The organism is Nitratireductor soli, from assembly GCF_001050155.1.
GTDB classification, from domain to species: domain Bacteria; phylum Pseudomonadota; class Alphaproteobacteria; order Rhizobiales; family Rhizobiaceae; genus Nitratireductor; species Nitratireductor soli.
In genome coordinates, this window is sequence record NZ_LFVY01000032.1 from 1 (window position 1) to 5,603 (window position 5,603).

Sequence of the window (5,603 nt, forward strand, 5' to 3'; positions counted from 1 at the left end):
GCGACACCTCGGCCAGGCCCGCCACCTTGGCGATGGAGAAGCCCGGAAGGTCCACGCTGGCGGAAGCCTCCGGCGACACGGCCGGCTGCCCCTTCGGGCCCGTCCCGCCAGCCCTCGCCGTGTTCTTGATCCCGTCCTCGACCCCCTGCGCATGGCCGATGTCCGTCGCGCTCAGCGTATAGGTCGCCATGAACGTCTGGCTCTCGCCGGGCAGAAGATCGGCGCTTTCCGGCGTGAAGCCCGACAGGCTGCCGGTTCCGTTCTGTCCGTCGAAGCGCGGGCCGGGATCGGCCGGCTTCACATTCACCAGCGACACGTTCCCGTCATTGACCGCCGTCACGGTGTACAGGATCGTGTCCCCTTCCTCGGCCTGCATGCCCGGCTCCCCCTGGAACATCCCCGTCTTCTCCAGCGCCAGCGACGCCGCATGCGGCAGGAGCGTCACCGTCGGATCGTCCGGATCGCCGTCGCCGTCTGGATCGATGTCGGTCAGGTCGCTCGGATCGTCGGAGATGTCCTCCACCGCTTCGCCATTGGCACCCGTGCCGTTCACCACCGCCACCGCCACCACCGCGCCCGCGTTGATGTCGGCCTGCGTCAGCGGGTAGCTTGCCGTGAACGCACTGCTGTCCGTCACCCCCGGCGCCAGGCTGGCAAGCGCCCCCGCCACCGGCACCGAAGCCAGCGGCCGGATCGCCGAAGCGGACGCCAGGCTGGCGTCGGCCACCACGTCGAGCGAAGCGATAGCGATCCCCGTCAACGTCACATTGCCGGTATTCTCCACCTCGAAACTGTAATCGATCGCCTCGCCGGCATCGGGAACCCCATTGCCGTTGGGGTCCGTCAGCACCCCGGTCAGCCGCAGCACGATGTTGGCTTTCCGTTCGAAGGTCGTGATTGTCGGCCCCGGCCCTTGCTCGGTCTGTGACACCGCCTCCAGTAATTCGCCATCCGGTCGTGTGGCCGACAGCATCGCCAAATTCTCGACCTTGCCGGAATCAATGTCGGCTTGGGTAATCGTGTAGATTGCGGTGAACGTAGTGCTGTCGCTTCCTCCCGGCGCAAGGGCCGCAAGCGGTCCTCCCGACGGCGCGACGAGCGGATCCTGAATGACGATATCGCTCAATGTAACATTGCCGGTGTTGGTGATCTCAAAACCGTAGGTCACCGTTTCGCCGGGATCGGCAAAACCATTATCGTTCAAGTCGTTCAGCTCCGATCGCTTGACGAAGCGCACGCTCGGATCGGCCAGCAACGGCGTCTCCGCATCGGCGTCGCCGCTTACGGACGCACCATCCGGAGCCGTCCCCGTCACCGTGGCGGCATTCGCGACGACGCCCGCGTCGATATCCGCCTGGGTCAGGGACTGGCTGGCGGTGAAGGTCGTGCTGTCCTCCTGCCCCGGTGCAAGGCTGGCGATCGGCCCACCCGACACCGCTGCATCGGGATCGCTGAGGCTGACGGACGTCAGCGTGACGTTGCCCGTGTTCGTCACCGTGAACGCATAATGCAGATGATCGCCGTCATCCGCCGTCCCATTGGCATTCGTGTCCACATAGGTTCCGACCTTGACAAGCTTGATGCCTGGATTGCGCATCAGCGGCACGGTTGCATCCGACACGGCGCTGGCTGGATCGTTGTCCTGGGTTGCCCCGGCCACTTCGGCGCGGTTCACCACCTCACCGGCGTCGATATCCGCCTGCGTCAACGGATAGGTCGCGCTGAACGTCGTGCTGTCCAAGACCCCCGGCGCAAGGCTGGCGATCGGCCCGCCGATCACCGTGACAAGCGGATCCGTCACAGCCACATCCACCAGGGTGACGTTGCCCGCATTCGTCACCGCGAAACCGTAAACGACGTGATCGCCGAGATCGGCAGTGCCGTTGCCGTTCGTGTCCTGATAGCTTCCCGTCTTGACGAGGCTGAGCAAGGGGCTTCGCGCGAGCGGCACGGTGGCGTTGGCTTCCGCCCCGACGCTGCTGCCGTCGGACGCAACGGCGGCGGTCTCGGCGATGTTCGACACGGCCCCCTGGTCGATGTCGGCTTGCGTCAACGGATAATCGGCAGTGAAAGTGGTGCTGTCCGTCGCCCCCGGCAAAAGGCTGGCAATCGGTCCACCGGACACTGCCGCCTTCTCGTCGTCCAGCGTGACATTTGTCAGCGTGACATTGCCGAAGTTCGTCACGGCGAACGTGTAGGCAATCCGATCGCCGACATCGGTCACCCCGTTGCTGTTCGTATCCTGATAGGTGCCCGTTTTCGCCAGTTTCATCTTCGGACGACGCGGCAGCGAAACCGTCGCGCTCGCCTCGTCGTTCACCAGTCCGCCATCAGGTGCCGCTCCTGCCACATTGGCTGTGTTTGAAACGGCGCCGGCGTCGATATCGGCCTGCGTCAGGGAATGGGTGGCGGTAAACGTCGTGCTGTCGGTGGCCCCCGGCGCCAGGCTGATGATCGAACCGCCGGACACCGTCGCGCTCGGATCCGTCACAACGATATTCGCCAGCGTCACGTCTCCGGTATTCTCCACCATGAAAGCATAGGTCACCAGCTCGCCCGCATCGGCAGCACCGTTGCCGTTCGCATCCACGTAGCCCCCTGTCTTGTTCAGAGCTATTCTTTCATGGGTCTCGAGCGCCACGATCGCCTGTGCCGTGTCGCTGACAACATGGCCATCGGGCGCCTTGCCCGTTGCCTCGGCCATGTTCGACACCAATCCCGCATCGATGTCCGCCTGCGTCAGCAAGCGCGTCGCCGTAAAGGTCAGGCCGTCGGCTCCTCCCGGCGCGAGGCTGGCGATCGGACCGCCCGACACCACCGCACCGGGGTCCGTCAGCATGATGTTGGTCAGTGTCACATTTCCGGTGTTCTCCACCACGAACGTGTAGTCCACGCGATCACCCGTGTCCGTGAGACCATTGTTGTTCAGATCGAAATAGGCGCCGGATTTCTCGAGACTGATCCTTTCCAGACCGACCGCGGTGACCATCACGCTGGATTCGTCGCTGACCGGGGTGCCATCGGGCGCCGTACCCGTTATCATCGCTGTGTTTATGACCCGGCCCGCATCGATGTCCGCCTGTGTCAGCGGGCGGATCGCCGTAAAGGTGGTGCTGTCGGAGGCTCCCGGCGCAAGAGCAGCGATCGGACCGCCCGACGCGATCGCGTCGTCTTCCGTCAGCGTGACGTCCGTCAGCGTCACATTGCCCGTGTTCTCGACGATGAACGTGAAGTGCGCGTGATCGCCGACATCGGTAATGCCGTTGCTGTTCGTATCGACGAGACTGCCCGATTTCTCGAGGTCGATCGTCTGCAGGCTTTCCAGCGTCACCGTCGTGCTGGTCTCGTCATCGACCGCGCTTCCGTCGGGAGATTTGCCGGTCACCTTCGCCGTGTTGGAGATTTCACCCGCGTCTATGTCCTGCTGCGACAGGAGGTGGCTTGCGGTGAAGGTGGTGCTATCGGATGTCCCTGACGCAAGGCTGGCAAGCGGCCCGCCCGTTACCGTCGTGTTCAAGTCGGTGACGGTGATATCCGTCAGCGTGACATTGCCCGTGTTCTCCACCGTGAACGTGAAGTTGATATGATCTCCGGCGTCGGTGATGCCATTGCCGTTCGTGTCGACAGGATCGCCGGTTTTCTTGAGCGTCACCTCGGGGATTCGTGGAATCGTGACCACGGTCGGCGCCTCGCCACCGTCCACGGTGTCGCTGGAATAGGCACTGAGCTCGCCAACGGTCGGAGACGTCCCGACGCCAACCGCCTGGTTTGATAGCCCGCCGGCATCGATGTCGGCCAGTGTCAGCGCATAAGTGGCCTGGAAAGTCGCCTTTTCCCCTGGCACGAGCGTCCCTGGCGGCGACGCACCGTCATTGGAGACAAAAGCCGGCGGCGATGTAAGAGAAAGAGGCGTGCCGTCAGCGCGTTCCAAAACGTCTTCGCTGATCGACACGTCGGTCAACGTCTCGATGCCCGTATTCTCAACCGTTATGGTGAACGTAACGGCGTCGCCCTCCCGGCTTCCGCCGAGAACAGCGGTCTTTATGACTTTTATGGGAGAAACGCCAAGGGCAAAATTGACAAGACAGTCCTGAGTACTGAGAACGGTCGCACTGAGGTCCTCGTCTTGTGCGGTCGCAACGAACGAGAACACTTCATAGGACCATTGAGTGGTATTCGGCAGCAGGAAATCCTGCGTGCTTCCCGCGGCCTTGAGCGTAATCCCTTCGCAAGCACCCGTGGTATACCCGCTGTTCGGGGCAGCGCGGGTGATTGCAAAAAACCGAATCCGGTAGCCGCGTCCGGGCACGAGCCCCGTTATCTTGGTGCCGATCGATTCACTCCAATTGGCCCCGTAGCGAAGCAAGGTGGTGAAAGTATCGTCGCCTGTAGGGAGATCCGGAAGTGGGCCGTTTTCCCATAGCCAGGAGGCTTGCCCGCCCCAATTGTTGACATTGGAACAATCGGGAGTGCCCACGACGTTCCACCAGCCTGCCGGTGTCGCTGTGATCGCCGGAGTGCAGGGAGCGGTGGGGGGAATGTTCTGAGCGTGAGCTGGCTGGAATATAAAAAAATGTATCAAAATCGCAAAAGAGATTTTAAGAGCGCGGACTCTTAAAATTTCATATATTTGATATAGAATACAAAATAAATAACTATATAAGCCTACAAGATGTATAAACAAAATTACATCTCGCAAGAATATACGGATTGATTGACATGCCTGCCCCGCTCTCCGGGTCGCAAAATTCCCGATCCACACCTGCTTCTTTCCGGCGGGGTTTGTCATCAAGGCCTCCATCAACGCTGAATCTGTCAAGCCGCATCTGTCCACCCATGGTGGCGAGGCGAATTCCTATTTTCCTGGCGTTGATGTGATCGAGACCTTGTGGTCGATACTTGGATTGCAGCTGGCGGCAATGCAGCCGCGCGCTGGCACGCATACGGCATACGCATCCGCGTACAAACAATGTCCTGCCCACCGGCAGTTAAGCGACGTCCATGACCACACCTTGGAACCCGCGATCGCAATCGACCACTTGATGCGGAGCTGTGCCGGCCTCTTTCCCGAGACGATCAATCGTCCAACAACAACCCAGTCTCCGGAGATGGCGGCGGAACATTCCGATTAGCAAGTCACCATGGCGTATCTTTACGGTATTCCGGAGTGCTCAGCGCCCGGATCACTGTCATTGATCCGGGCGTATTCTTGTCACGTGCGGACTGTGTTAGACACCGTTTTACTTGTAAACGGCGTAAGGTACCGTGCGACGTCCGCCCGGCCGCGGCGCGGTCCCCGTCTCGATCCTGGTTTCGATGTCGAGACGGTAGCGGCCGCCGATGGTGCGCCAACGCTCGGCGACGGCGCGTCGCACCGCCCTGAGCCGCTGCTGCGCCAGCTTCCTGCCGCCGCCCGCTTCCACATAGGACAGCCTGAGCACCGACGGCTCCTGGTCGAGCAGTTCGATCATCTGCCCGAGCCTGGCCTGCCATTCGGCGCGCAGCAGCACCTGCCCCGCCTCGAACGCCGCATCCGTCAGGTCGAGCCGGATCACCCGGCCGATCGCCGCGCCAAAGGCGAACTCCGACGCCTTGCCCGCCGT

General features: G+C 62.0%; 1 protein-coding gene and 1 pseudogene. Both read right to left on the minus strand.

Translation table 11 applies throughout. The annotated features are described in order from the left end of the window. A partial coding sequence (locus AB843_RS24465) for a beta strand repeat-containing protein (protein ID WP_206412968.1) occupies positions 1-4,789 on the minus strand: 4,789 nt, incomplete at its 3' end. Between the two features lie 451 nt (positions 4,790-5,240). Beyond that, a pseudogene (locus AB843_RS24475) lies at positions 5,241-5,603 on the minus strand (DUF7507 domain-containing protein); the annotation flags it as partial.